The 25,412-nt window shown below is 68.4% G+C and carries 33 protein-coding genes; 24 read left to right on the top strand and 9 right to left on the bottom strand.

What is annotated here, in order from left to right:
* The first annotated feature begins 15 nt into the window (after positions 1–15).
* The 3 genes from ACW174_RS00995 (at position 16) to ACW174_RS00985 (ending at position 3,321) form a co-directional block, all read left to right on the top strand.
* Positions 16–897 (top strand): 2-dehydro-3-deoxygalactonokinase, encoded by an 882-nt coding sequence (locus tag ACW174_RS00995; RefSeq protein WP_492015839.1) that lies wholly within the window; start codon positions 16–18, stop codon positions 895–897.
* Positions 894–1,520 (top strand): 2-dehydro-3-deoxy-6-phosphogalactonate aldolase, encoded by a 627-nt coding sequence (locus ACW174_RS00990; protein ID WP_492015838.1) that lies wholly within the window; start codon positions 894–896, stop codon positions 1,518–1,520. The genes ACW174_RS00995 and ACW174_RS00990 overlap by 4 nt, the downstream gene beginning before the upstream one ends.
* Positions 1,521–1,617: 97 nt before the next feature.
* Positions 1,618–3,321, top strand: a complete 1,704-nt coding sequence (locus ACW174_RS00985) for an alkaline phosphatase family protein (protein WP_492015837.1) — start codon at positions 1,618–1,620, stop codon at positions 3,319–3,321.
* Between the two features lie 127 nt (positions 3,322–3,448).
* Here the strand turns inward: ACW174_RS00985 and ACW174_RS00980 are convergent, their stop codons facing one another.
* From ACW174_RS00980 to ACW174_RS00945, 8 genes are read right to left on the bottom strand one after another with little or no spacing between them, the layout of a single operon-like run.
* The gene (locus ACW174_RS00980) at positions 3,449–4,798 is read right to left on the bottom strand and encodes a tyrosine-type recombinase/integrase (protein ID WP_492015836.1); all 1,350 of its coding nucleotides are present in this window, start codon (positions 4,796–4,798) and stop codon (positions 3,449–3,451) included.
* Positions 4,799–4,807: 9 nt separating this feature from the next.
* On the bottom strand, positions 4,808–4,978 hold the full coding sequence (locus ACW174_RS00975; protein WP_492015835.1) for a hypothetical protein: 171 nt from the start codon (positions 4,976–4,978) through the stop codon (positions 4,808–4,810).
* Between the two features lie 2 nt (positions 4,979–4,980).
* Entirely contained in the window at positions 4,981–5,280 is a 300-nt protein-coding gene (locus ACW174_RS00970; RefSeq protein ID WP_492015834.1) for a hypothetical protein, read from the bottom strand.
* Between the two features lie 25 nt (positions 5,281–5,305).
* Positions 5,306–5,608 (bottom strand): hypothetical protein, encoded by a 303-nt coding sequence (locus ACW174_RS00965; RefSeq protein ID WP_492015833.1) that lies wholly within the window; start codon positions 5,606–5,608, stop codon positions 5,306–5,308.
* A complete protein-coding gene (locus ACW174_RS00960; RefSeq protein ID WP_492015832.1) occupies positions 5,608–5,874 on the bottom strand; it encodes a hypothetical protein in 267 nt (88 codons plus the stop codon). The genes ACW174_RS00965 and ACW174_RS00960 overlap by 1 nt, the downstream gene beginning before the upstream one ends.
* Positions 5,874–7,361, bottom strand: a complete 1,488-nt coding sequence (locus tag ACW174_RS00955) for a hypothetical protein (protein ID WP_492015831.1) — start codon at positions 7,359–7,361, stop codon at positions 5,874–5,876. Before ACW174_RS00955 ends, ACW174_RS00960 begins: the two co-directional genes overlap by 1 nt.
* Entirely contained in the window at positions 7,358–7,633 is a 276-nt protein-coding gene (locus ACW174_RS00950) for a hypothetical protein (RefSeq protein WP_492015830.1), read from the bottom strand. Before ACW174_RS00950 ends, ACW174_RS00955 begins: the two co-directional genes overlap by 4 nt.
* Positions 7,630–7,866 carry a hypothetical protein gene (locus ACW174_RS00945; RefSeq protein ID WP_492015829.1) on the bottom strand — a complete coding sequence of 79 codons (237 nt, stop codon included), beginning with the start codon at positions 7,864–7,866 and terminating at the stop codon, positions 7,630–7,632. The genes ACW174_RS00950 and ACW174_RS00945 overlap by 4 nt, the downstream gene beginning before the upstream one ends.
* Positions 7,867–7,968: 102 nt before the next feature.
* On the opposite strand from ACW174_RS00945, the gene ACW174_RS00940 reads away from it, so the two are divergent.
* Positions 7,969–8,151 carry a hypothetical protein gene (locus ACW174_RS00940; RefSeq protein WP_492015828.1) on the top strand — a complete coding sequence of 61 codons (183 nt, stop codon included), beginning with the start codon at positions 7,969–7,971 and terminating at the stop codon, positions 8,149–8,151.
* Here ACW174_RS00940 and ACW174_RS00935 read toward each other — a convergent pair.
* A complete protein-coding gene (locus ACW174_RS00935; RefSeq protein ID WP_492015827.1) occupies positions 8,148–8,768 on the bottom strand; it encodes a LexA family transcriptional regulator in 621 nt (206 codons plus the stop codon). The genes ACW174_RS00940 and ACW174_RS00935 overlap by 4 nt on opposite strands.
* A gap of 99 nt (positions 8,769–8,867) precedes the next feature.
* Here ACW174_RS00935 and ACW174_RS00930 point away from each other — a divergent pair, with 99 nt between their 5' ends.
* From ACW174_RS00930 to ACW174_RS00835, 20 genes are all read left to right on the top strand, one after another.
* The gene (locus tag ACW174_RS00930; protein ID WP_492015826.1) at positions 8,868–9,116 is read left to right on the top strand and encodes a hypothetical protein; all 249 of its coding nucleotides are present in this window, start codon (positions 8,868–8,870) and stop codon (positions 9,114–9,116) included.
* Complete coding sequence (locus ACW174_RS00925) at positions 9,113–9,487, top strand: hypothetical protein (RefSeq protein ID WP_492015825.1); 375 nt, start codon at positions 9,113–9,115, stop codon at positions 9,485–9,487. The genes ACW174_RS00930 and ACW174_RS00925 overlap by 4 nt, the downstream gene beginning before the upstream one ends.
* Positions 9,488–9,491: 4 nt before the next feature.
* Positions 9,492–10,208 carry a hypothetical protein gene (locus ACW174_RS00920; RefSeq protein ID WP_492015824.1) on the top strand — a complete coding sequence of 239 codons (717 nt, stop codon included), beginning with the start codon at positions 9,492–9,494 and terminating at the stop codon, positions 10,206–10,208.
* A complete protein-coding gene (locus ACW174_RS00915) occupies positions 10,198–10,350 on the top strand; it encodes a hypothetical protein (RefSeq protein WP_492015823.1) in 153 nt (50 codons plus the stop codon). The genes ACW174_RS00920 and ACW174_RS00915 overlap by 11 nt, the downstream gene beginning before the upstream one ends.
* Complete coding sequence (locus tag ACW174_RS00910) at positions 10,347–10,598, top strand: hypothetical protein (RefSeq protein ID WP_492015822.1); 252 nt, start codon at positions 10,347–10,349, stop codon at positions 10,596–10,598. The genes ACW174_RS00915 and ACW174_RS00910 overlap by 4 nt, the downstream gene beginning before the upstream one ends.
* Positions 10,595–11,740, top strand: a complete 1,146-nt coding sequence (locus ACW174_RS00905; RefSeq protein ID WP_492015821.1) for a DUF7146 domain-containing protein — start codon at positions 10,595–10,597, stop codon at positions 11,738–11,740. Before ACW174_RS00910 ends, ACW174_RS00905 begins: the two co-directional genes overlap by 4 nt.
* Before the next feature lie 29 nt (positions 11,741–11,769).
* The gene (locus ACW174_RS00900) at positions 11,770–12,189 is read left to right on the top strand and encodes an ASCH domain-containing protein (protein WP_492015820.1); all 420 of its coding nucleotides are present in this window, start codon (positions 11,770–11,772) and stop codon (positions 12,187–12,189) included.
* Positions 12,186–12,476: a hypothetical protein gene (locus ACW174_RS00895; protein ID WP_492015819.1), complete on the top strand. Its 291-nt coding sequence runs from the start codon at positions 12,186–12,188 to the stop codon at positions 12,474–12,476. The genes ACW174_RS00900 and ACW174_RS00895 overlap by 4 nt, the downstream gene beginning before the upstream one ends.
* Positions 12,466–14,577: a hypothetical protein gene (locus ACW174_RS00890; RefSeq protein WP_492015818.1), complete on the top strand. Its 2,112-nt coding sequence runs from the start codon at positions 12,466–12,468 to the stop codon at positions 14,575–14,577. The genes ACW174_RS00895 and ACW174_RS00890 overlap by 11 nt, the downstream gene beginning before the upstream one ends.
* Positions 14,578–15,335: 758 nt before the next feature.
* A complete protein-coding gene (locus tag ACW174_RS00885; RefSeq protein WP_492015817.1) occupies positions 15,336–15,992 on the top strand; it encodes a hypothetical protein in 657 nt (218 codons plus the stop codon).
* Positions 15,993–16,219: 227 nt separating this feature from the next.
* A complete protein-coding gene (locus ACW174_RS00880; RefSeq protein ID WP_492015816.1) occupies positions 16,220–17,773 on the top strand; it encodes a hypothetical protein in 1,554 nt (517 codons plus the stop codon).
* Positions 17,764–18,225, top strand: coding sequence for a hypothetical protein (locus ACW174_RS00875; RefSeq protein WP_492015815.1), 462 nt, complete (start codon positions 17,764–17,766; stop codon positions 18,223–18,225). Before ACW174_RS00880 ends, ACW174_RS00875 begins: the two co-directional genes overlap by 10 nt.
* The gene (locus tag ACW174_RS00870) at positions 18,209–18,436 is read left to right on the top strand and encodes a hypothetical protein (RefSeq protein ID WP_492015814.1); all 228 of its coding nucleotides are present in this window, start codon (positions 18,209–18,211) and stop codon (positions 18,434–18,436) included. Before ACW174_RS00875 ends, ACW174_RS00870 begins: the two co-directional genes overlap by 17 nt.
* Before the next feature lie 2 nt (positions 18,437–18,438).
* Complete coding sequence (locus ACW174_RS00865; protein WP_492015813.1) at positions 18,439–20,004, top strand: portal protein; 1,566 nt, start codon at positions 18,439–18,441, stop codon at positions 20,002–20,004.
* Positions 20,001–20,450: a hypothetical protein gene (locus ACW174_RS00860; protein WP_492015812.1), complete on the top strand. Its 450-nt coding sequence runs from the start codon at positions 20,001–20,003 to the stop codon at positions 20,448–20,450. The genes ACW174_RS00865 and ACW174_RS00860 overlap by 4 nt, the downstream gene beginning before the upstream one ends.
* 76 nt (positions 20,451–20,526) lie before the next feature.
* On the top strand, positions 20,527–21,072 hold the full coding sequence (locus ACW174_RS00855; protein ID WP_492017317.1) for a capsid assembly protein: 546 nt from the start codon (positions 20,527–20,529) through the stop codon (positions 21,070–21,072).
* Positions 21,073–21,159: 87 nt separating this feature from the next.
* Positions 21,160–22,056: a phage capsid protein gene (locus ACW174_RS00850; RefSeq protein ID WP_492015811.1), complete on the top strand. Its 897-nt coding sequence runs from the start codon at positions 21,160–21,162 to the stop codon at positions 22,054–22,056.
* A 74-nt stretch (positions 22,057–22,130) separates the two neighbouring features.
* Complete coding sequence (locus ACW174_RS00845; protein WP_492015810.1) at positions 22,131–22,814, top strand: phage connector family protein; 684 nt, start codon at positions 22,131–22,133, stop codon at positions 22,812–22,814.
* Position 22,815: 1 nt separating this feature from the next.
* Positions 22,816–23,274 carry a hypothetical protein gene (locus ACW174_RS00840; RefSeq protein WP_492015809.1) on the top strand — a complete coding sequence of 153 codons (459 nt, stop codon included), beginning with the start codon at positions 22,816–22,818 and terminating at the stop codon, positions 23,272–23,274.
* Positions 23,271–25,397 carry a phage tail protein gene (locus tag ACW174_RS00835; RefSeq protein ID WP_492015808.1) on the top strand — a complete coding sequence of 709 codons (2,127 nt, stop codon included), beginning with the start codon at positions 23,271–23,273 and terminating at the stop codon, positions 25,395–25,397. Before ACW174_RS00840 ends, ACW174_RS00835 begins: the two co-directional genes overlap by 4 nt.
* The last annotated feature ends 15 nt before the right edge of the window (positions 25,398–25,412 follow it).

The following is a 25,412-nucleotide window of genomic DNA, read 5'->3' as shown; positions in this document are numbered from 1 at the left end:
GCTACTCCCGTTCCCATGAGCGACGCGACTGTTCTGATCGGCGGGGACTGGGGGTCCAGCAATCTGCGGGTCTTCCGCATGGGCGAGGGTGGGCGGGTGCTCGACCGCCGTGCGGACCCTCGCGGCGCGACCACGCTGACGTCCGGGCAGTTCGCCGACGTCCTGACCGAGGTCGCCGCGGACTGGTTGGCGGAGGACCTGCCGGTGGTGGTGTGCGGGATGGCCGGGGCGCGCGGTCGGTGGCTGGAAGCCCCTTATGCGCCCTGCCCGGCGAGCGTCGCCGATATCGCCGCCTGTGCCGTTCATCCCGTCGATGCGCCGGAAGTGCGCATCCTGCCGGGCGTGGCCGTCTGGCGTGACGGCTGTCTGGACGACGTCATGCGCGGAGAAGAGACCCAACTTCTGGGTCTCGCTGACGGCTTCGACCACGTCGTCGCCCCGGGCACCCATAGCAAGTGGGCCCGACTGGACGGCGGGCGGATCGTGGACTTTCGCACCCATATGACCGGCGAGGTCTTCGCCGCCCTGAGCCTCAGCCCGTCGTTCCTGGGAGGAGCCGCCGGGACCGACGCCGAGGCGTTCGAGGCGGGCGTTCGCATCGGTCTGGAAGACGGCCCCCTCGGCCAAAGCCTGTTCTCCGGTCGGGTGGGAATGCTGGCGGGTCGAGTATCGGCGAGCGGGATGCGCGACTATCTGTCGGGCGTTCTGATCGGCGCCGAGATCGCGGGCGAGGCCAGGGACGGACTGACCGGACGGATCGCCGTGCTCGGCGCGCCGGCGCTGGCGGAGCGCTATCGCGTGGCTTTGGCGATCTCCGGGGTTGAGGATGTTGTGGTGGCCGACGCAGAGGCGGCGACCGCCGTCGGGCTGTGGCGGGCCTGGGAGGCGATGCGATGACGACGGTTCTTCTGGATCAGCTGGACGCCCTGCCGCTGGTGGCGATTCTGCGCGGTCTGGAGCCCGAAGAGGCGGTCGAGGTCGGCGAGGCCTTGCTGGCTGCCGGCTTCACCTGTCTGGAAGTGCCCCTGAACTCGCCGCGGCCGCTGGAGAGCATCCGTCTGTTGCGCCATGCGCTGGGGGACCGGGCTATGGTCGGGGCGGGCACGGTCCTGACCCCGGAGGCCGTACGCGAGGTCGTGGCGGCGGGTGGCCAGATCATCATTTCGCCCAACGCCGACGCCGATGTCATCCGCCAGACGGTGACCGTCGGCGCCCTGTCCATGCCCGGCGTCTTCACCGCCACCGAGGCCTTCGCCGCCCTGAAGGCCGGGGCCCAGGTCCTGAAACTGTTCCCGTCCGAGATCGCCGGTCCGGCGGGGCTGAAGGCGCTGCGCGCAGTGCTGCCGGCCAGCCAGCGGCTGTACGCCGTCGGCGGTGTCACGCCGGAGACGCTGACGACCTGGCATGCGGCGGGAGCATCGGGGTTCGGGATCGGCGGTGCGCTTTTCAAGCCGGGCATGACGGCGGCCGAGGTCGGTGATCGGGCTCGTGCTTTCGTTGCGGCGTGGCGGGCGATCTGAGGGTGGTTTTCTCCGGCGTCGGGGCGTAGCAGTCCGCGCCTGTCGCAGAGCTGTCGCGCTGGAGCGTTAGGCGACTGCGACTGCAGGAGATGCTTTCGTGATCCGAGTCCGTACGACCTTCGCCGCCGCCGCCGCCCTGCTGGCGCTCGGGGGGTGCAGCACCGTTCAGAACTGGCTGCCGAAGGGTGGGGCGCAGGCCGCGCCGGTCGCGGCCCCGGTCACGGAATTGACCACCCGCCCGACGCTGGTGGTGACCATCGTCATCGACCAGTTCAGCGCCAATCTGTTCAACCAGCACCGGGACGACTTCACGGGCGGTCTGGCGACCCTGGCCCGGGAGGGCCGGGTCCACGCCAATGGCTTCCAGCAGCACGGCGTCACGGAAACCTGCCCCGGACACTCGACCGTGCTGTCGGGCGTAAACCCCGCGCGCACGGGCATTCCGGCCAATGACTGGATCGATCCGGCGACCGGCAAGGAGGTCTATTGCCTGTTCGCCCCGCAAAACCACCTGGCCCACGGCGACGACACCACCGACAACGGCGTGGTCGGTCCGGAACAGCTTCAGGCCACGACCCTGGCTGACTGGCTGAAGACCGCCAGTCCGCAGAGCCGGGTCTACGCCGTTTCGGGCAAGGATCGCGGGGCGATCAACCTGAACGGCCATCGCGGCGACGGGGCCTTCTGGTACACCGACGGCTTCGGGTTCACGACCTATGTCGAGCCCGGCCAGACGCCGCAAGGCCGACTGGCCCCGGTGGCGGCGCTGAACGCCCGGATCGCGGCGCGACTGCGCGCGACGCCGCCGTCGTGGACCTACACCCACGAGGGTTGCCGCCGCCTGACCGGCGACTGGACGATCAACGGCCGGACCTTGCACTCCGATCTGCCGCCGGAGGGCTTCAAGCTCGATACCTCGCCGCTGCTGGACGAGCTGACGCTGGAGGCTGCGGCCGATCTTCTGGAGACGCAGCAGCTCGGGCGCCGGGGCGTGGTCGACATGCTGGGCGTCAGCCTGTCGGGCACGGACCGCATCGGCCACGCCTTCGGCACCCAGGGGCCGGAGATGTGCGAGCAGATGTACCGGCTGGACGCGGCCCTGGGCCAGTTCCTGCAGCGCCTGCCCCGTGACAGCATCGTGGTCCTGACCGCTGACCACGGCGGCTCGGACTTCGTCGAACGGCTGGCCGTGCGGGGCTATCCGCAAGCGCGTCGCTTTGATGCGCGCCGTCTGGCCGCGATCAATGAGACGTTGAAGGGCCAGTTCGGTCTGGCCGATGGCCCGCTGTCGTCCGGCGGCAGTGGGCTGGTGGTCGGCGACAAGGACCAGAAGGGGCTGCCCGAGGCCGTGCGCGCCCGCGTCGTCGCCGCCGCCGTGCCGTTGCTGCGGGCCAACCCGGATGTGGCGTTCGCCGAGGACCGGGATGTCCTGCTGGCCGAGCCGCTGCCGCCCGCCGATCTGACACCGGACCTGATGACCGTGCGCCAGCGCATGCGGCTGTCGACGGTGGCGGGCCGTTCGCCCGACATCATCATGGCCCTGGCCGAGAATGTCGTCGCGGGCGGGCGGGTCGGCGGAACCATCGCCAACCACGGGACGCCCTGGGACTTTGATCGCCGGGTGCCGATCATCTTCTGGTGGCCCGGCGCACAGGGGCAGGAGCGCTTCCTGCCCATCCGCACCATCGACATCGCCCCGACGCTGGCGCCCATTGCGGGGGTCCAGACGCCGGCCGGACTGGATGGCCGTTGCATCGATCTGCAGGCCCCGGGCGGTTCGACCTGCCCGGCGCGGCCATAACTTCGTGTTGCCACTGTTTGTTACTGAGCTGGGCTAGAACCCAATGACGGCGGAGGTGGCGTCCGACTTCAGACGCTGTTTCCGACTTCGGGAAAGTCGGACGTCCGACTTCGGTGCGGGTTTGTTCTCAGGCGGAAAGGGCCAGGCCCTGTGTCTTCGCCCAGGTTTCCAGCTTCTCGGCTGTGTCGGCCGCGCCGTCGTCCAGCAGGGACAGGTAGTGTTTGCGGATGATCTCGCCGACGCTCTCGAATGACCAGCCGCCCCACGTGGCGATGCGCTCCAGATCGACGCCAGCGGCCCACAGACGGGTGACGCAGGTCTTGCGGGTGTCCTTGAGCATCTTGCTGCTGATGCCGGCTCCAGCGAGCCCTGAAGCGGCAAAATCGGTGCGGGCGTCCCGGAAGCGGGCCCCGATGGTCTTGGAGGTGTGCCGCTGGCCGGTGACCGGGTCCACAAGGAAGGCTTCGGCGTTCAGATGGCGGACCGGCGAGGCGTCCAGCTCAGCCCGGCGGCGCGCGATCCGCGCCTGAACCACGGGCAGTAGGCCGGGCAGGGCGATCTGGTCCTTCCGCTTGGTCTTCTCGGGCGTGAAGCGCCAGCTCTTGCGGCCTTCCACGTCCGGCATGTCGATGCCGCACACGTCCACCTGACGCGAGCCGGTCCAGACGCCGAAGGTGAAGACGTCGCCCACATCGGCGAACCCGTTGGCGTCGCACCATGGCACGAAGGCCAGCTCCTCCTCCGGCGTGTAGAAGACGAGGCGGCCCGGCGTGCCCTCGCGCCCGATTTTGGAGCAAGGGTTGGCCGTGAGCCAAGCCGGTTCCTGCCAGGTCGCCCAGGTGAAGATGGCGCCGGCGACGGCGAGCGCGAGGTTGGCCGTGCTGACCGAGGTTTCGCCCTTCAGGTCGAGATACCACTGGCGCATCTGGGCGCGGGTCAGCTCGTCGGCGCGGCGCTCGCCGAACCGTGCGACCAGCTTTTTCGACTGGCGGCGATAGGTGTCCTGGCTGTTGATCGACAGGCCGGTCAGCTGGGCGCGATCGTTGAAGTAGGCCTCGACCATGGCCGCCACGCTGCGGGGACCGCGCGCGAGTGCAGCGGTGACGCCGGGCTCGCGATCTTCAAGCACGGCGCGCCCGCGTTCGATCAGGTCCGACACCAGCTCGCGCCGCCGGCGTGCCTCGGGATCAGTCGGCATCGGCGGGAGAAGGTCGAGCGCCTGGCGCAGCTGGGACCGGGCCTTGCCGCCTGCGTCTGTGTCGCGCATGCCCTCGCGCACGAAGGTGGCCCAGAGCGTCCGGGCGTCGGCCGCCGTCGTCGCCGCCCCCCGGTCCATCCAGCGGCCCTCGGCGTCGCGCAGGTCGAGGCCGGAGAAGCCGCAGGCGCGGTTCGCCGGCGACGGCTCCCAACGCGGGCGGCCGTCACGCCATTTCAGGCCGTTGCGCAGGTTGTTCGGGGCGGCGGGTTTGCGGGTCATGGCGAAGTGTTAACGGCCCGATCGGGCGGCGTCACCTGCCGCCGTGGCGTGGTCCCAGCTGAACCGCTTCAGAGCCAGCCGCTCCGGAGCGGTCTCGCGAGTGAGCGCCTGGGACTTGTTGCCCGGGTCGATCGTGGTTTCAGCAGTGTCCTTCCACCGCTTGTCCTTGCGCGGCGCCATGGTCAGTTCACCGGCGCGAGCTTGGCGCCCATGGCGGTGAGCCCGAGGCGGGCCTTGGCCGTCCAGGCATCGCAGCCCGGGCAGGCGCAGGGATCTTGTTTCTCCAGTTCGATCGCGGCGCAAAGGAGGTCGCTGCCGGCGACGGTCAGGCCGGTGCGGTTGGCGTGGGTGTAGCGATAGGGCTGGCCGTCCTCGTCCATGACGATCAGGGCGAAGGATGGCTGGCCAGGCTTCAGCATCTTCTCGAACTTGCGCAGGAAGGCGGCGACAGAGTGCGGGGCATCGTCAGGGACGAGGGACATGGTGGCTCCTTGGGGTTGAAGAGGATCAGCCGCCCGCGGCGGCCAGCAGGGCCGCTACGGGGTCGGAAACGGGGGCGCGGACGGCGTCGTTCGCGACCGGGAACTGGTGAGAGGGGGCGACCGGGGCGGCGTCTGACGCGCTCCAGCGGCGTCCCGCCTTGAAGTCGATGATGGCTTGCAGCGCCCATCGCGGGCGCTGACCCTTCCCGGCCCCGATGAAGGGGGGCGGGAAGCCGGGAAGGGTGCGCCAGCTGCTTTGCAGCATGGCGTAGCTGACGCCCAGCCGGGCGGCGACGCCGCGCAGGTCGAGGACGTCAGGGGGGAGCATCAGGCGGCCAGAGCGTCGATGGCCGCGAAGCCGCGCGAACGGGAGAGGTTGCGGCGGCGCTGGGAGATATTCCGCAGGACGTGGCGCAGCTTCTTGATGTCGTACTCGTCCACGCCGCCCTCCCGCAGACTGTCGAACGTCGTCAGGCCAGCCGCGTGGAGGATTTCGGACGCGCGCACATCGTCCCATTCGGCGACTAGAGCGGCGGCCATGGCCATGCCGACGCCGATCCCCCGACTGTGCGCCTGATCCACCCTGCTGATCATCACGCCGCCTCCGCCAGCTGGTTGCGCAGGCGCGTGGCGAGCGAGCGGGCCTCGGCCGTGACCCGCACGGCGCCGCAGTTGCCGCCGGTCGGAATGTCCTCGGCCAAGCCCGCCTTGATCCAGCTTTCGACGGTGGCCGTCTCGATAAAGGGCGGCGCGTAGATGGCGCTGTAGCCCTCGGGGCTCTTGTAGAGGCGGCGGCTGCTGATCAGGACGTTCAGCTCGCGCAGGCGAACGGCGATCGGGGCGGTGTCCGTCTGGACCGTGGTCAGCGGATCGGTGTTGTCGATGACGGTCGCGGTGTCGGCGGCCGTGCCCGTGACCTCGCCTTCCTGTTCCACGACTTCGGTCTGGCCAGCGGCGATCTCTTCGGCGGTGAAGGTCGGGTCGGCATCGGGCCATGGCTCAGCGCCGGGGTGAAGTCGGGCCACGGCGCAGGGATCGCTGAAGACGACGTCGTATTCAGCCGTACCCCAGTAATCGATCGCCAGTTCCTGAGCCGCCTCGATCAGGGTTGAGGGGGCCACGTCCTCGTCACCCGCCGAGACGATCAAGGGGTCGGTGGACGGCGGGGCGTCGCCATCGGGCGTCTTGGCCCGTGCGATCACCAGATCGCCAAGGCGTGTCTCGACCCGGTAACCCGAGGGTCCCCAGATTGAGGTGGCGCGCCGCTCGACCTCAGCCATCAGTTCATCGGGGGAACCCTCCTGAGCATAGAGGCGAGCGGCGATCGCGAAGGTTCGGCCCGTCGTCGGCAGGCCCGCAGCGATCTCCTCGGCCGAGGACGTTGGCGCAGCGGTGTCGGCGGGCGGTTGGATCGTCGCGAACAGGTAGGGGTCGAGGTGATCCGGCGTTTCGATCAGCGAGCCGTCGGCGCGCAGCCATTCGCCGCTTTCGTCCGTGGTCCCGTCGGACGCATTCATGGCGTCAGCCCAAGCCTCGGCCGCGCGGGCCTGTTCATCCGTCCAGGTGGCGACGACGGCTTCGGTCAGCGCCTCGGGATGGCTCGGGTCGATGTCGATCCACTTTTCGCCGAGCTTGAGGAAAATGGCGGCGTCGTCGCGAGCCCAGACGATCGGCTCGATCCGCTCCTCGTTCGCCATGATCTTCTGAAGGAGTTCGGGCACCTCGCTTTTGCCGCTGCCGGTGTCGGTGGCCAGCTCCGCGCGAGCAAACTTGGCGAGGAAGTCGGGGGCGTCGGGTTCGTTGTCGCCCGCCGCCCGGGCCTCGACCACGGCGAAAGCCCAAGCCTTTGCCTGCTCCAGCTGCTCGGGCGTCATGGCGGCGACGTCGCCGGGCAGAATGGCATCCGGCTTGTCGCTGTCCGTCTCGATCCCGGCGTCGCGTAGAGCGAAGAAGATGGCCGACAGGCCCGGCTCCAGCATCGGCGCAGTCTCGTTGCCTGGCAGGGAGCCGCCGGGCTTATTGTCACCGTCGCGGTCGGAGGGGTCGATGCGGCGCGGAGCCGCCTTGTTGGCTTTGGTCAATGTAGTTTCTCCTTGGGTTGAGGGCGGTCGACAGAGCCGCGCGCCCGTTCGAGTGCGCGGGTGAAGGCGTCGGGGACGTCGCGGCCTGTGGCGCCGACCATGCGACCGGTCTTGCGGACCGGGTCGAAGTCGGGGCTACAGAGGGCGATCAGGGTTCCCGTGGGGGTGCGGTGCGCGAAAGCGCGCGAGCCAGGCAGGGTGGCGTCCCGCAGGGCGTCGTCGATCTCTGACGCGGTCATGCTGGGGATGCTGCTCGCGGCAGGGCTGCTCATGCCGACGCGCCCAGCGAGGCGATGATGCGCCAGGCGAAGTAGGCCACGCCCATGCCGCTGAAGATCAGGAAAACCGGGAAGCTGGCGCGGGTCGCGGGCTCAGGCTGCCAGTCAATCAGGCTGTCGATTGCGGCCTCGTTAGCGTCGATGTCGCCGGGCGTTGCGCCGAACAGGACGTCCGACCTCCACTGGTCGAGGTCGCTGTCGCTTAGGTGAATGTGCGTATCGGCCATGGCCGCTCCTTCCGCTGTTAAGGCGGATCAAGAGAGCGTTCGGACAATATGTCAAGACGTTGTGTCTATACACGCCGTCAAGGCGTTATGAGACAGTCCGGCATGGCTGTCTGGATCGCGACATTGATGGCGGCGAACCTGGTGCTGGCGGTCGGGTTCGCGATCAAGCGCTACCGCTTCAGCTGGTGGCGAAAGCACCTGAAGGTGTTCGTGACCCTCGACTCAGCGGCCATCGTCGCGATGCTTTTTGCGCTGGTGCGTCTGACGCAGCTGCCGACCTATTAGCCGCGGCCGACGACGGCGTGCATCGCCGCAACCTGGTCGAGCTTGAACTGTAGATCCTTGTCCGGGTTCAGTTGGTGAACAGTGACCGCGCCGTCCGCCCGGCGGATGAAGCGCTTCAGGTAGCCGAAGCCTTCGCCCGTCACCAGGACACAGTCCTGCTCGCGCGCCGGCCACTGGTTCGGGGCCACGTAAACGATCTCGCCGGGCTCATAGCGCGGCACCATGCTTTCGTCGGAAACCCGGAGGGCGAAGGCTCCGCGGACGTTGGCCTGGTTGGGGTGTCGGGGCACCGCGCCGATCAGTGTCTGCTCAGCGAAGGTCAGCCGTTCGTCGCTTGACGCGCCCGCCCAGCCATAGAGCGGAACAAGGCCGGGCATGATCGCGACGTCGGCCTGCTCGATGTCCTGCAGCGAGCCGCCCAGCCAGTCTTCGATCTTGCGCCATTCATGGCGCTGGATTTGCCGGCGGCCGGTGATGATCCGTGTCACCTGCGATCCGTCAACGCCGAGAAGGCGGCCGAGATCAGCATTGGAGCGGCCCGCACCATAGATGCGATCGAAGAGGGCTTTCAGCTCGGGCGTCGCCGGCTCAGCGCGTTTGCGATTGTCCACGGTCATGCCGACACCTTTGGACGAATTGTCCAAACGGCGTCCTTGACGCGTTTCGCAAATCACTTGAGCCATGCGTCCAGACATTGTGTCTGGAGGTTATGTCAAATGTCCGACGAGGGCAAATACAGCCCCGCTCAGGCGGAAGTGCTCCGGATCGGCACGACGAAGATCGCTTACTGGACGGGGCGCAGCGAGAGCGCTGTTTACAAATGGCTGAGCCGCCGACCAGCGGCCGCGCCGGTTCCGCCTGAGCATCTGCCGGCCGTCATTCGCGGAGCCCAGGCTGACGGGATCGAGGTCGATGTGGCCGTGCTTTGGCCGGACAGCACGGCGTTCTCGCAGGTTGCGGCATGACCGTCGTGTCCCTGACCGCCGAGAAATGGCTGGGCCTGTGCGCCCATGCTGACCAGGCCGCGCGTCTGACCATGCCGCACGTCGCGGATGACCTGGCCAATGCGGCCGGGCGGCTGACGACGGTGACGCCGCCGTACAAGGGCGTCGGCCAGTATGCGCTGCTGATGTCGTTCCGCTGGGATTGCACGGCGTTCGGCCACGCCGATGCGCTGCTGCGGGCGCAGCTGGCGGACGCGCTGACCGCCAAGTCCGCCATGGTGCGGGCGCTGCTGACGCCCCGGACCCCGGAGCCGCAGGCCATGGCCATGCCTGTGCCCGAGGTCCCGTCCGAAGAGCTGGGCTGGGTCCGGCGTCGGGACATTGGGGGCTGACACCATGTCGGGGGCAATCGAGAGAGACGCCGGCCTGAGGCTGGCGATCCAGAGCGCGGGCGGGGTGCGCCCTCTGGCGCGCAAGGTCGGCGTCCGTCCCCAGAGCCTGGGCGGATGGCGCCGTGCGCCGCGGGCGCGTCTGTTCGAGGTGGCCAAGGCGGCCGGCGTCGAGCCCGAGGCCGTGCGACCGGACCTGGCCGACTGGATCAAGGCCGAACGCGATCGGCAGTGGATGGAGCGCGCCCGGGCGCGGTTCGCGATCAGCGTCGATCCGAAAGCCCGCGCGGTCGAGGTCTGGACCCAGACCGACGGCCGCCCCGGCGTCGTGACCATGGACGTGCTGGACCTGGGCGTGGTCGTCGCGGCCGCGCGGTTCGCCGCGACTGAGCGGGGGTTGACCGTGGATCAGGTGCTGCGCGCACCGGTCGGCGGCGCGGGTGGAGCCCCGACCCCTGAGCAGGCGGCCCGGTCCTATGCGGCCAGTCTGGCCGTGGTGGTGGGGAAGGTCGGCGCGCGTGTGGTGGCCGGGGTTCTGGGCCTGACCCGGCAGGCCGTCGAGAAGGCGGCCGAACGGTATTTGCGATCACGCGACGGCGACGACCAGGACGAAGGCGAGACCGTGATGGAGCGCGGCCGCCTGCGTCGCGCCAAGTCGGCCGACGACGGCCTGTGGGCGGCCGAGCGCCGGTTCCTGGGCCAGCTGGCGGGAGGTGAGGCATGACCCCGCTACCCCCCCCTGCCGGGACGCCGGGCTTCGCGCCTGGCTGGAGTACGTCGCGCAGTCGGCGATCGACTGGCTGGACGCGCTGGATGCGGCCGAGGCCGAGCGGGAAGACGACGACGGCGGGGAGGCGGTGACGTGACCCTGCACCTGACCAAACCGCAGCGCCTGCAGATCGACGTCATGCGTCAGGAGATCAGCCCGTGGGGGCTGGCGACCGCGATCGAGATGGGCGGCGTCCACATGAAGCTGAAGGTCTGGGACCGCGAGGGCGGCGCCCACGTGCTGGTGGTGTCCTGCACGCCCCGGAACCTTGGCGACACCCTGACCCTGTGCCGTCAGCGGGCGCGCCGTCTGGTGCGCCTGATCAACGGGAGGGCGGGCTATTGACCGGCACCAACTATGCGCCGCGCCCAGCCGAGATCACCGTGCGCGAGATCAGCACGATGCTGGCCGGGCGGATCGAAAGCGTCTGCCTCTCGCTGGGGCTGGACGGCGCCAAGATCAACGGCGCCCTGATCCCGCGTAATCCGACGCGCAATGACCGGAACCCGGGCAGCTTCGTCATCATGCTGCACGGCGACCGGCAGGGGCGTTGGGACGAATACGCCACCGGCGACTTCGGCGATGCGCTGGACCTGGTGGCCTATATCCATTTCGGCCGGGTGGACCGGACGGCCAAGGCCGAGGCCCTGACGTGGGCCAAGCGGTTCCTGGGCGTCGGTGATCACACCCATATGGACCCGGCGCACAGCCGCAAGCTGGACGCGGCGCGCCGCGAAATGGAGGCGACCACGGCCAAGGCCCAGCGCCTGGCCGACGATCGGCAGGAAAAGGACCGGCGCAGCGCCAAGGCCATGATGCTGGGCGCACTGGAGCTGGCGCCAGGCCTGCCCGGCTGGACCTATCTGAGGGAGTGCCGGCGCATCCCGCTGGAGCTGGCGCCGCGCATGCCGTGGGCGTGCCGGTCGCATCCGGGCCTGAAGCACGTCGAGACGGGCCTTATCGTCCCCTGCCTGGTGTCCGGCCTGCTGCTGGACGATGGGACGGTGGCGGCGGTGCACCGCGTCTTCCTGGAGCCCGACGGGTCCGACCAGCTGAAGGCGGCAAAGGCTAAGGGCCATGCGACCAAGAAAATCTGGCCGCGCGGCTGGCTGGGCGCCGCGATCCCGATCAGCCGGGGCAAGTCCGGCCTGGCGCCGCGGATGGCCTTCGACAGGGGCGTGGTGGACGAGGTTTGTTATGCCGAAGGGGTCGAGGACGCGTGGACCGGGGCGCTGCTGAACCCGGATTGGCGGACATACGCCGTCGGCTCCAGCCGGAACTTCGCCGAGATCGAGCCGCCCGAGTGCGCCGGCAAGGTCATCGTGCTGCGTGACCGGGATCCCGACCGGAAGGTGCGGGACGGGGTGACGAAGAAGGTCGATCGCCTGCGCCAGCGCTGCGATGAACGCGGCATCCCGTTCTTCGAGACTTGGCCGGATCGCGGCTTCAAGGACTTCAACGACATGATCCGGGGGGTGAGGCAGTGAGGGAGCTTCCAACGAAGGCACTGTCGATCATGCAGCCTTGGGCGGCTCTGATCGTCCACGGCCTCAAGGACATTGAGAACCGGGGTTGGTCCACGCGATATCGCGGGCCGGTTTTGATCCATGCTGGCAAGAGCTATGACGACGAGGCGCAGGACGCCGTCGACGGCGGCCTCCACCCCGTGACCTATGACCAGCTCGAGCTTCCGGACGACGTGACGTTCGCCACCGGCGGCATCGTCGGTGTGGCTGAGATCGTGGACTGTGTCGCCGCCAGCCGGTCGCCGTGGTTCGTCGGCGAGTTCGGCTTCGTCATCCGAAACGCCAAGCCGATACCCTTCCGGCCTTGCGTAGGGGCGTTAGGGTTTTTCGTCCCCGACTTCAGCAAGACCTACGCTGTGCCGAAACCTCGCAAGGTCAAGCCCAGCGCTCAGTCCGATCTGTTCAAATGACCCGGACCCAAGGCGCCCAACGCTATCGCGGCGACAACAGCGGGCTAGGGCGCAATCCCTGGAGCTTCCGCGAGTTCGACGCCCTGCCGCGCCAGGTGCGCGACGCGATCAACTACGCCCTGTCGGACCTCGGGAGCCGTCGGGCGACCATGAACCTGAAGACCGGCAAGACCATCGCCGAGGTGTGCGCGATCGAGCGGGCCGTGGCCCGCGGCGTCGTCCGCCGACGCATCCTTGAGGACTACGGTCCTGACCATCCTTTCCTGAGTAACCACCATGTCGCTTGACGCCCGCAAGGCCGCACGGAAGGCCGCCGCCGAGGAGGCAAAGAAGAAACGCGAGCGTGCGCTGGCGCGGCTGGACGGCGTCGAGCCGGAGAAGCCGCAGCTGGACCCCGACCCCGACGGTGAGGAGGACGACGCGGCGGCCGCCGCCGGCGACGCGGCCGAGAGCGAGGCGTTCAACCACGGCTCCCTGCCGCCGATGGGGACGGAAGAGGCGTTCGCGGCCGCCAAGCGGGCGCTGCTGGACGTCACCGTGCCGAAGGACCGGTCCGAGAAGGCGCGCAAGGCCGAGGAGATGGCGCGGCTGGTGCAGGGGTTCACCTGGGCGCCGGACGCGCTGGGCCTGCCTCCCCACATGCCGGTGCGGCCGTTGGGCAAGAAGAAGTCGCACCTGTATTTCCTCGACTGCAACGACGAGTTCATTGAGCTGACGGCGACGAAGCTGGGCCAGCAAACCGAGATCAACAACCTGTTCGGTCCGGCGATCGGCTATCTCTGGAGCTTCTACGGTAAGCAGTCGTCCAACGGCGAGCTGCGCATCAAATACGAGGACGTCAGCCGTCACCTGATCGGTGCGTGCGGGCGGATCGTCGGTCGGACAGGCCTGTTCGATCCCATGCGCAAGGTTCGCGGCCGGGGCGCGTGGCGGACCGACAGCGGGGTGCTGGTGCTGCACTTGGGCTCCAAGCTGTGGATCGGCGGGGTGGAGCATGACCTGGGCGAGTTTGAGGGGCACGTCTATGCGCGGGACGTGGACCTGTCGCCGCCGGCCGAGGACGACTTCTCCGTCGAGCTGGCCAGCCTGTTCTTCGAAGACGGCGAACTGGCGGGCGAAGACCCCACGAAGGTGTCCGGCCGGTGGCTGCTGAAGGCCATGAAGACGTGGCATTGGAAGCGGCCCGACCTCGATCCCTATCTGGTGCTGGGCTACGTCGTGTGCGTGTTCCTGGGCGCGGCGTTGAAGTGGCGGCCGGCCATCTATCCGATCGGGGACAAAGCGTCCGGCAAGTCGTCGCTGCTGGCGCTGATCAAGGCGGTGCTGGGCGATCGGCTTATGGACCTGGCCGACCCGTCCGGCCCCGGGATCTATCAATCGCTGGGCCTCGCCGCGATCGGCGTCTGGGCGGATGAGTTCGAGCAGGAGGGCGAAAGCGCGTCTGACGCCCGGGCGGCCTCGGTCATGCGGCTGGCGCGCTATGCCTCGGACGGCAAGAACGTGGTGCGCGGCGGCCAGGACGGCGTGCCGACCAACTATACGGCGCGGGGCACCTTCGGCTTCACCGGGATCAACCCGCCGCCCATGAAGCCGGCCGAGCTGAGCCGGATCGCCATGCCGATGCTGGGCAAGCTGACCGACGCGAAGGCCAAGGCGCCCGAGCTGAGCGAGGCGCTGGGCGACGAGCTGGGCCAGCACCTCTTGCGGCGGATCATCGACCAGTGGGCGCAGTGGCCGGACGTGTACGCGGCCTGGCGCGGCGTGCTGCTGAGCCATGGGCATGACAGCCGGGCGGCCGATACCTTCGGGACCCTGCTGGCGGCCGCGCACCTGGTGCTGAAGGACGGCGTGCCTCTGGCGGCCGACATCGACCCGCTGGCCAAGCACCTGCCCCGCGCCACCATGGCCGAGACGCAGGATGACCGGGCGAACTGGGAAAAGTGCATCGACAGGCTGCTGCAGAGCCAGCCGGACGCGTGGCGCCAGTATAAATACCGGTCGGTCGGGGAGTTCCTGACCGCGATCATGGACGATCGGCCGAAAGACGACGCGGAGGAGACGACGCCGGTTCAGGCTCGCGATCGTCTGTCGACGGCCGGGATGGGCCTGTGCATGCCCCGGGCAGGGCCGCTGATGGGCAAACTGTGTCTGGCCGTGCCCTCGAACCATATCGAGGTCGCCAAGCTGTTCGAGAAGTCGCTGTTCAGCATGGGGGTGGGCGCCGTCCAGGGCGGCTGGGCCACGGCCCTGAAGTTCGCGCCGGACGACATCGCCAGCCACGGGCCGCAACGGATCGACGGCCGCCTGGTGACGTGCACCATCCTCGCGCTCGACAAGATCGTGGACGGGCCGGGTGAAGGCGAGGCGGACATGCGCCGGGCCGCCTAGCGCCAATAAACATGAGCGAGGGCCACAGCACCGCTGCTGGACCCGGACCCGATCATGAAAAAGGGAGCGCCGTCCGCCGATCAGGCGGGCGGCGTGACTGCGTCGCCGACCAGGCGACGCCCCCTATGACCTTCCTTCCTCATGATGACGCGTGCAGCGCGCCGCAGGCGCGCGATGCGCACGCGTCGCCAGACCTCTGCCCTCGGCCCGACCCCGGACCCCGGCGGGGGTGAGTGCAGGCGGCCGCCGCCTCGGCCGCGTCACCACCACCACCACCACCCGGACCCTTCCATGATGAGAAGATTAGGGCACGCCGGTGTGTTGCGAAGCATTCGCATAAGTAAGATCGGGAGCGGGCTCTTGACGGCCCGCGGGTCCGGGGGGAAGGCTCTGTGTCTGGCCTCCGACTGCGTCGTTGTTAGGTCTGTTAGGGGTGTTAAGGCGTCTGGGCTAACAGAAAAAGCCTAGCCATTTCAGCCTCTTGTTCCGTTGTTATCGGTGTTAGCCGTGTTAGGCCGCCTGCGCTCTACGGGTGCGCGCTCGCTCGCGTGTAATCGTGACGCCCTCGCACGTGCGCGCGCGCGATGCTGAAACCTTCCTAACTTGCCTAACATGGATAACAACTCAGTCAGGGCAGGCTGGGCTTGGATTTGCGCTGTTAGCCGGGCCGGTCGGAGGCCGCCAACAGCGCTAACAGAGGCGGCGTTGCCGGGCCGCCGGCTGGCCGATCCTGCGACCGAATAAACAACGGGTGCGATATGACCGGCGGCGTGGCGACGGCTTTAGGTGAGGCGATCGAGGGCGAGGCGACCATGGGCGAGATCGTCCAGGCGGGCCTGTTTGAGGAGCTGGAGCCTCATGAGACGGGAGCGCTGGACGCACCGTCGCCTCTGTCGGCCGCCTTGCCCTCGACGGGCCGTAAGCCAGGGCGTCCGAAGGGATCGAAGAACCGCCGAACCGAGGCGGTCACGGCTTGGCTTCTACAGCAGCATCGCCACCCGCTGTCGGTGATCATGGAGGCCTACTCCATGTCGACAGTTGAGCTGGCCGAGCGCCTCGGCCTCCAGAAGGCAACAAAGACGGTGAAGGAAAAGCGCGAGGTCGCTGGCGGCATCGTGGAGGTCGAGGTGGAGGTGCGCCTGGACTACTTTTCGAACGATGTGCTGCTGGACCTGTTCAAGCTGCAAATGCGCATGGCGGAGGCCGCGACGCCGTTCGTGGCGCAGAAGCTGCCTCAGGCCGTGCAGCTCGACGCGGCCGCTAACTTGTCGATCAGCTTCGCTGGCGTGGACCTCTCTGGAGGGGTCTCAAGTCCCGCGCGCGCGGGGTCGGCCGAGATTTCCGTGGGCGGCGGGATGCACGTTCAGCTGGGCCAAGTCGGACGTGAGAAGTCGGACGACGACCTAGAGGACTGAACCGAAACAACAAATCCTATAACGAGGTGTTATCCTGAGGCCGCCTGGCCAGAGGCGGCCCCCCGGAAGCGACCGCGCCAACCCCTTAGGTGAGTGCGGTCCCGCACTTTACGGCGTTGCCGATTTCGAAGGCCGCCGAACCTGCGATCAACCGGAAGGGTCCGGGGTGTGGGGTCCGCGTGGCTACAGTCTTCGATCCGAGGGATTATCGACCGTCGAGCGACACGATGCGGCGGTTCCATGAATCGACCGCCTTCACGCGTTACGTCGCAGGTCCGTACGGCTCTGGCAAGACGACGGCGATGGCGGTGGCCGAGCCGTTCTTCACGGCCATGGTTCAGAAGCCCGACAGTCAGGGCGTCCGCTACGCCAAGGTCGGCGTGCTGCGCGACACCTATCGCAACATGTACCGGACCACCCTGAAAGACTGGCACAGCTGGGTCCCGCGGGACTTCGGCCATTTCGTCGGATCCGATGATCGGCCCGCCTATCATAACCTGAGCTTTGACGCGCCGTTCGTGGACGGCACGCCCGGGGGCGGGAAGTGCGTGCTGGACATGGAGTTCCTGGCGCTCGGCGGGAATACGGTCGAGGCGGTGTGCGACGGCTGGGCGATCATGGGGGCGTTCATCGACGCCGCGACCTCGGTGCCGATCGTGGACGCCGTCGCCTACGTGGGCGGGCGGACGAAGCGGGGCGGGGTCAAGGGGCGGCGGGTGTCGCGGGGGGTCTGGGTCGCCTTCAATAAGCCGGACACCGATCATCCGCTGTACGAGATGTGCGTCGAGAACGCCGACACCCATAAGGCGGATCGGGTGGAGTTCTTCGATCAGCCGTCCGGCATCCTGCCCGGCGGCCCGCCGTACATGGTCAACCCGAACGCCGACAACGCCGAGTTTCTGGACGACGACTACTACCAGGTCATTTCGATGAATCGGCCCAGCTGGTGGGTGCGGCGGTTCTGTCGCAACGAATGGGGCTACAGCGTCGCGGGTGATCCGGTGTTTGGCGAGCCCGACATGGACGCCCTGTTCGCCAAGAGCGAGATGGAGCCCCGCGCGGGTGACGAGATCGTGCTGGGCTTGGACGGTGGCGGCACGCCCGCGGCCGTGATCGGCGGGCGGACGATGACGGGCCGGCGGATCATCTACGGCGAGGTGGTGCTTACCGACCCGCAGGACCCGAAGGGCCGTCGCCTGCTGCACGGTGTCGGGCCCAAGCGGTTCGCCAAGGCGCTGAAGGATCATATCCATCCCCGGTTCAGCGGTTGCCGGGTGTCGATCGGCTGGGGGGACCCGGCGGCCTTCTACGGCGCCGACCGCGAGAACGGCGAGTTCTCGTTCATGGAGCAGGTGGCGCAGGAGCTGGGCGTGCCGATCCAGCCCGCGCCGTCCAATGAGATCGGGCTGCGTCTCGACGCTGTCCGGACGTTGATGAATGAGATCAACGCCTACGACCAGGTCCGCAACCTGACGATCAACCCCAGCTGTCGCTTCCTGCGTCGGGGTTTCGCGGGCGATTACAAGTACGATGAGAGCAATCCGAAGGCCCCGGGCAAGACCCTGAAGCCGCAGAAGACGGCGACCTCGCACGTCATGGACGCGCTGCAGTATTTCTGCCTGGGCGACGTCGGGCGAGCGGGCGTGATCGTCGGCGGCGGCTTCGACCTGCATCGGCCCCAGACCAGCCTGTCGGGGCACCACGTCTCGCCCGGCGGGGTCCTGATGCCCAATAGCGCCAAACAAGGCAGCTACAGCTCAGACTGGTCGCCATGGGACTGAGGGTCGAGGAGGCATCGGCGTTCGACATGCTGGACGCGCTGAGTGATCGGGGCGCCCGCGCGCGGGTCACCGGGCGACGGTTCGGAGAAATGGCCCGCCAAGTCAGCGAGGGCGCGTCCCTGACCTTGCGCGAGGACAGCGGCGAGCTGGTGGCGGTCATCGGTCTGTGGCCGGAGGCGGATCATCTGGAGGCCTGGCTGGCCGTTGGGCCGGCCTTTCGGCGGAACCTGCGCGGCGCACTGGCGGCGATCGAGGATGCGCTGGTGTTCATCGCCTGCCGGAACGCCCCGGTCGAGGTTCGCGCCTACGTCCAGGGCGGTCCCCGCGTTGCCGGGGCGCGGCTGGCGTCATGGTTGGGCTTTGAAGGGGGCGAGGCCGAGGCGACGCCGATCGGCCCCGTCCCCGTATTCCGCCGTCGCTTCGGAGGCTCGCCAGATGGGCAGCAGGGTTAAGTCGTTTTTCGGCGGTCGGACGCGGGGCCAGAAATGGGCCCAGATCGAAGCCGAACGGGCGCAGGCCTTACAGGCGCGCACGGCCGAGGAAGAGCGCCAGCAGGTGCTGGCCGAGCGCGCATCGTCCGGTCGTCGCCTTCGCGGCGCCGGGCGTCGCCAGTTGACGTGGCAAGGGCAGGAGGGCGGGCTGGCCCCGACCCTGGGCGGCTGACCATGGCCGGTTGGTCTGAACAGGACATCGCGGAGCGGACGCGCGAGGCTGAAGAAAAGCGTCGCGTCCACATGCCGTATATCGAGCAGACGCTGCGTTACACGATGCCGTGGCGGCACCCGCGCGCCAAGAGCGGCGCCGTGTTCGAAGGGCTGTTCGACAGCACCGGCCTGCACGGGGCGAACAAGTTTCCGGGTCGCGTCCAGCAGGACGTGACCCCGCCCGGTCAGCGCTTCTATGAACTGAGCGCCGGGCCGCTTGTCGATCCGAAGTACAAGGAAGCGGTGAACCGCAAACTGGAGCTGGCCACCTCGGTGTCGCATGGCATCCTGGACGGCTCGGGCTATCACAAGGCGTCGAAGGAAAGTTACGCTGACCTCGGTGTCGGAACGGGCGCCCTGCTGGGCGTCGAGAGCGACGACAACACCGTGATCCGCTGGAATGCGGTCCCGCCCTGGCAGCTGGGGATCGAGGAAGGTCCGACGGGCCGGATCGACAACGTCTACTGGCCGCGACCGTACCCAGCCTGGATGCTGCCGCGCCTGTGGCCCAACGCCAAATGGCCGGAGAAGGTGCGCGAGAAGATCGCCGCCCAGTCGCGCGAACCGGTGATGATCCGGCAGGCTAGCTATTTCGACGCGGCGATTGGCCGGTGGCGCTACGACATCGTCTGCTGCGAGGTCGGCGGGCATGGAATCAAGGTCTGGGAGAACCTGAACCGGACGAACCCGTGGAACGTCTTCCGCTGGTGGACGACGCCGGACAGCCCGTGGGGCATCGGCCCGCTGATGCTGGCGACCCCGGACATCATGACCGCGAACAAGGCGGTCGAGATGATCATGAAGGCCGCGGCCTATGCGCTGGCACCGCCGTTGATGGTGGCCCACGACGGCGTCGTGAACCCCGACACCCTGAGGGTGGCGCCGCACAGCCTGATCCGGGTGGCGCGGACGGGCGGGCCCATGGGCGCGTCGATCCTGCCGCTGGAGATGAACGGTCGCGTGGACCTCGCCCAGCTGGCGCTGCAGGACGTGCGCCAGTCGATCCAACAGCACACCCTGAGCCGCAGTCTGCCGCCCTCGACCGCAGCCGTCCGATCGCCCACCGAGATCGTCGAGCGGATGAAGGATTTCGCCTTCGACACCGGCTCGGCCTTCGGCGCGCTGAACTACGAATACGTGCCCGGCGTGGCGGCGCGGGTGATCGACATCGCCGACAAGAAGAAAATTCCGGGCATGGAGTTTGACGCGCTGAAGATCGACCAGCTGGTGCTGGCCGTAAAGCTGACCGGCCCGCTGGCGCGCAGCCAAGCCCTGTCGGACGTCGAGAGCGTCACCCGCTATCTCGAGCTGCTGAACGCCATCCTGGGCCGCGAAGGCATGATGGCGATCGCCAACGTCGAGGAGCTGCATCGCCTGGCGGGTCTGCTGGGCGCGCCGGGCTGGATCAACCGCGACGGCGTTGATCGGGATCGCATGCTTCAGGCCATGGGCGAGGCGGCCGCGAACCTCCGCGCGCAAAGCCCCGTCCCCGCAGGGATGGAGCCTCCGATGGCGATGGCCGCATGACCGACCTGTTGGACGAAGTCTGTGCCTGGGTACGCGGGGGCTCCTATGTTTCGGAGCAATCCGGAGCCTTGGACAAGGTGCTGGGCGAGGACGCCCGGCTGCTGGGTGAGGCCTTCACCGGCGACGAAGGCCGCAAGCGGTTGATGGTCTTCGCGCGCCTGACGGTGCTTCGGCCTCCGGTGCAGCACGATCTGCCACCGGGCGCCCGCGAGGCTTACGCCCAACTCCGACAGGGGCAGGACACCATCTTCGCGGCCCTCGTCCGCTACCTCGACCTTCACGAAACCAACACCCGGAGACCGCCCGATGACCGATCAACCGACCCCCGCCCCGTCTTCCCCTACGCCAGCCCCGGCGGCCCCGGCGACCCCTACGCCGCCCCCGACGAACGCTTCTCAAGCGCCGGAACCGAATGGGACGCAGCCGGCGCCGTCGCCGGCAGGTGATCCGCCCGCCGGCGATCCCTCCGCGCCGCCCGTCGAAGCTACCGTCGAGGAGCTTGCAGCGGCCGCGCGCGACGCCATTCCGGCCGACGCTGCCTCCTATGCCGTCAATCTGGACGATGCCTCGCGCGAGGCGCTGGGCCTGACTGACGACGATCCGCTGGTCGCCGGTCTGCGCAAATACGCCCACGAGAAGGGCAAGCCCCAAGGCTACTTGGACGACGTGCTGGACGCGGCGGCCGAGATGGCACGGGCCGGCCTTTTCGACGCCGGGCTAGATCCCGCCGCCGAGCGGGCCAAGCTGGGCGAGAACGCCGAAGGCCGCCAGCGCGAGGTCGAGGTCTTCGGCGAGGCGCTGAAGGCCCGCGGCGACATCACGGACGGCGAATATGCCGCCCTCCTGAGCCTGGCCCCCGAGGCCGATGGCGTAACCCTGATCGAGAAGCTGAGGAAGCTCATGACTGACAACGGACAAATCACCCCTCCGGGCGCCGCGCCGAACGGCGAAGACGCGGCGAAACAGGAGGCTCGGGACATGGCCAATGACCCGAAATACCAGAACGACCGGGCCTTCCGAGCGGCGGCCGATCGCAAATGGGCGGAGGCGTTCGGCGGAAGGTCCTGACCCGCGTTGCCGCCGCTGGCGGGGCCGTAGCGTCTTGAGTGTCAAAGCCAGCCGGCGGCCCTCGCCGGACATTCATCGGAGAGAGCAATGACCGAGAACGTAACGGCCTGGTTCACCGAGCGGTTCGAAACCGAGGTGCACCGGCAGTATCAACAACTGACCTCCCGCTTGGGCGACACCGTTTCCGGCGGTGGCACCTTCGTCGGCGACAAGGTTCACTTCCCGCGCATCGACGCGGTGAAGTCCTACAAGAGCCCGGCCTTCGCCCGCCTGGCGCTGGCCAACGCCAATCAGGACATGATCGAAGTGTCCGCCGAGCCGGAGTTCGTCGCCTTCGGCCTGTGGGACCCGCACAAGCACAAGTATTCGATCGCCACGGCCGTCGAATACGGTGTGCAGGCGGCTTCGGCCATCGCCCGCGCTGAAGACGACTGCATCGTGGACCAGCTTCGCGACGCCGCGACCAACGGCGTGAAGAAGATCGGCCTTAACGAGATGGAGGCGATCCCGACGATCGGCGACTACAACACGATCGCCAATCTGGACGACGTCGCGGAAGCGGTCGCCATCTTGGGGACCAACGAGGTCCCGCAGACGGACATGGTCACGATCGCCATGCCTTTCCGGAACGATGTTCAGTTTTCGCTCGACCCGATGATGAGCGACAAGAACAAGAACTCGCGGGCTCTGGATCGGCTGACCTGGCGGCAAACCGAGCGTCTGCCGCTGTCCGGGGACGGCGAAGGCGTCGATCTGTTCGTCTACGCCAAATCGTCGATCGTCTCGGGCTACAACGACCAGCTGACCAAGATCGCCGAGCGCGACGGCCCGGCGCTGACCGACATCATCGGTTACTGGCTGCAGGTCGGCGCAAAGGCGCGGAACGCCAAGGGCATCGTCCGGATCAAGTCGAAGAAGAACTTCTCGCTGTCGCGTGAGCCGGTTCGCACCTTCGAGGTCAACCCGGACGTCTTCCCGGCTTAATCGCCGAACCCTGATCCCCAACCTTGGGCCCGCGCTCCTCACCGGGCGCGGGCCGTTTCTTTTCGGGCCGCCGCATGAACATCAGCGATCTGACCGTCTGCAACCTCGCCATCGACCGGGTGTCGGGGGACCGCATCGACCAGCTGGGCGAAGACAGCCCGCTGGGCGCGTTCTGCGCCGACAACTATCCGCACAAGCGCGACGTGCTGCTGGGCAAGTACCGGTGGAGTTTCGCGACGTCCGTCGTGATGCTGGCGGCGGTCGAGATCGTCGCTGGCGAGACGGCGCCGTGCGCCCACAAGTTCGCCCGGCCCGCAGACCTGGTCGGGGCAGTTCACGCATGGCGAGACGCGGCAGACCCGCAGCGGGCCAGCCGCATCCCGTTCGTCATGGAGGCCGGCGGCTTCCTGTGGAGCGATGATAGCCCGGTGTTCGCCGAATACACGGCCGACCGGCCGGAGCAGACTTGGCCGAGCTGGTTCCGTCAGCTGGTCGTGACCGCCTTCGCGGCTGACCTGGCCGATCATTGCCAGCGGACGTCGCTTGCACGCGACCTGCGGGTAGAGGCGTTCGGCACGCCCGGCCAGGACGGCGAGGGCGGCCTTTACGCCCAGGCGCGCAACGAGGACAGCCGGATGGCGCCGCAGCGCCAGCTGGTGTCGGGCATCGACCCGGGGCCGCTAGTGGCCAGTCGCTACGGCGGCGTGGGTTGGCCGGGCGGTCCGTGGTCCGGGTATCGGCTCGCGAGCGAAGGCTGACATGCCGCAGGAAATCCTTCGACAGGTGAACTTCAACGGCGGCGAGCTGTCGCCGCAGGCGATCGGCCGCCGGGACCTGAAGGTCTATGCCAGCTCCCTGGCCATCGCATGGAACCTGATGACCACGGCTGAGGGGCCAATCCGGCGTCGGCCGGGCCTGCGCCACGTCGCCATGATCCGAAACCAGCTGGCGCCCGTCTCACTGGACGACGCCACGCTGACCGCGCCGAACGGGGGAACGGTCGGGAACCTTGGCGGCGACGGCCTGCGGACGACGGCGGCGATCGGCGCGACCGATCCTTACGTCGTGCTGGAAGTGGACTTCGGCGTGCCGACGGCGATCAGCCTGGTGGATTTGGTCGACTTCGCCCTGGTCGCCGCCGGTGGCGATCCGGAAGACGACGGCGGACCCGCCCCGCCGCAATATCCGTGGGACCGCCCGTTGGAGGTGATGCCTTGACCCTGCCCGTCACGATCAGCGCGGGGATGGCCCTGCAGTGCGAGAGCGCGCCAGGTGTTTGGACGACGATCGCCACCTGCGACGTTGGGTCGATCTTGCGTACGCGCCGTCTCGGCAGCCTGCCCGGCCAGGCCGTCATGGCCCGGCGCTGGCGCATTGTGAAGCTGGGCGCGACGCCGGTTCCCGGCGGCGCTGTCAGCCTGAAAGCCGTGGCCTTCCACCGGGAGACCGCCGAGCTGTCGCCGCACAAACGCTGGAGCTTCGACTTCGACACGGGCGAGCAGCGTTACGGCCTGTTGGCGACTGACGGGAATATCGAGGTCTATCGCAAGGTCGGGACCGCCTGGGCTGAACGGGTGGCGTCGATCGCCTCTCCCTACACCGCCGCGCAGGTTCCCGCGGTCCGGCGGGCCCAAACGCTGGACACCCTGCTGGCATTCCACGAGGACGTGGCCCCGCACCGCTTTGCGCGTCAGGGCGCCCACAGCGAGTGGGACAGCCGATCGCAGTCGCTGGAGAACGTGCCGATCTTTGACTACTTGGGCACCCGCCTGGGCGGGACCAACGAAGTCCAGCAACTGAGCTTCACCGATTTCGAGAACGCCGAAACCTTCAATCTGACGCTGGAGGAAGAGACGACGGGCTCGATCTCCTACAGCACCAACATGGCGACGCTCGCCGCGTCGGTGCAGGCCGCGCTGCTGAGCCTGGCCAACGTCGGGGCCGGCGGCGTGGACGTGACCAGCCCCTCGGACAAGGTCCTGCGGATCGGATATCTGGGCTCGAACGCCAACGACAACATCGGCGAGCTGGTGGCCCAGGTGCTGATCAGCGCCAAGGGCATCGTCCGGACCGCGACCGTGACGCAGGGCAAGCCGGGTGGGGAACCGGTGATCAGCGCCACGCGCGGATGGCCGGCGGCCGGGTTGTTCTATGAGGGCCGCCTGTGGTTGGCCGCCCCGCGCTCACGGCCACAGACCTTGCTGGCCTCGCGCCAAGGGTTCTTCTTCGACTTCAAGACGGGCGGCGGTCAGAGCGACAAGGGGATCGACGTCGATCTGGCGACGGACCAATCGACCCGCATCCTGGGCCTCTTCGCCGGGCGGCATCTACAGGTGTTCAGCCAGTCGGCCGAGTTCTTCTGCGCCAGCCAGCCGATCACCCCGCCGCCCGCACTGCCGCGCACGTCGAGCGTGGGCATCCAGCCGGACACGCCCTTGCTGGAGCTGGAGGGCGGCACCCTGTTCGTGCAGGCTGGCGGCGACACCGTCTCGCACTACGTGTTCGAGGAGAGTGCGCAGAGCTACGTCGTCGTGCCGCTTTCGACCTATGCGCCGCACCTGACGCAGGGGATCGTCGCCGGCGGCTTCCGGCGCCACCGCTCGACCAGCGAGCCGAACCTTGCCCTCTACGTCCGCGCCAACGGCGAGGCGGCGGCGATGACGGCGCTTCTGGCGCAGGAGGTGCTGGGCTTCACCCGCTGGACGACGGACGGCGCGTTCACCGAAGCGGGCGGAGAGCTGGCAGGCGACCTTTACGTCTGCACCCGCCGGACCGACGCCTCGGGCGACAGTCACCGGCTGGAGGTGTTGTCGGAGGCCTGCATGCTGGACGCATCGGTGCGGGTCGAGGGGCCGTGCGCGATGGTCGAGGGCCTCGTCCACCTGGAGGGCCGGACCGTCGTCGCCTATGTGGATGGCGCCGACGCCGGCGATGTCGTCGTGGCGGGCGGCGTCGTGACCCTTCCGTATCCCGCCCAGCGTTCGGCGGAGGTCGGCCTGCTGTTCACGCCGCGAGGACGGAGCCTGCCGATGGTGTTGCAGCAAGATCCCCGCGCGGGGGCCTCGTTGCATGCCCGGGTCGGCGAAATCGCTATGCGGCTCGGGCCGACGGCAAACCTCAAGGCGGGCATGGCGGGGAAACGGCTGTGGACTATGCCCCTGAAGCGCCGCGGAGGCCCAGACGGGGCGTTGCTGGACGCGGGACCCGGCGAGGATGCGTTTGAAGGCTGGACGCGACTGTACCCCGTCCCCGGCTTCCAGGACGACGCCCAGGTCGAATGGGTGCAGGAACGTCCGGGACCGCTGGAGATCAGGGAGCTGGTTGTCACCGTCCAGTCGTAACGCGTGGAGCGACGA

This window comes from Brevundimonas sp. AVps31, from assembly GCF_058681355.1.
Note: the sequence above shows the minus strand (reverse complement) of the source record. Positions and strands in the feature narration are given on the sequence as shown.